1 protein-coding gene is annotated in these 383 nt (G+C 69.2%); it reads left to right on the forward strand.

The window, feature by feature from the left end:
• Nucleotides 1-8 precede the first annotated feature (8 nt).
• Nucleotides 9-383 (forward strand): DUF2567 domain-containing protein (locus tag RM590_RS35830; RefSeq protein WP_311708985.1); only part of this gene is annotated, 375 nt, incomplete at its 3' end.

Raw genomic sequence — 383 nt, forward strand, 5'->3', positions numbered from 1 at the left:
CCCCCGGAGTGCATGGCGTGGTGGCGTTGACCCGCAGCGGTGACCGGGTGCACGCCTACCTGGGCGGCGAATCCGACCACTTCTTCACCTCGGCGTTCATATTCGTCGGCTTGCTCGTCGTCCTGGGCGTCGTGGCGGCGGTGGCACTGTGGCAGTGGACCCCGCACCGCGGGCCGGGTCTGGTCGCCGCGTTGTCCGCCGGTTGTGCGGTGGCCACGGCGGTGGCCGCGGGTGTCGGTGCGGCACTTGCGCATTGGCGGTTCGGTTCGCTCGATATCGCGGGTGCACCGGTCACACCGGACAACCGTGTCCACTATGTGGTGGAAGCGGCGTCGGTCTTCTTCGGGCACACGCCGCTGCAGATCGCCGGCACGATCCTGTTC

Source organism: Streptomyces litchfieldiae (assembly GCF_031845365.1).
Taxonomy (GTDB): Bacteria; Actinomycetota; Actinomycetes; order Streptomycetales; family Streptomycetaceae; genus Streptomyces; species Streptomyces litchfieldiae.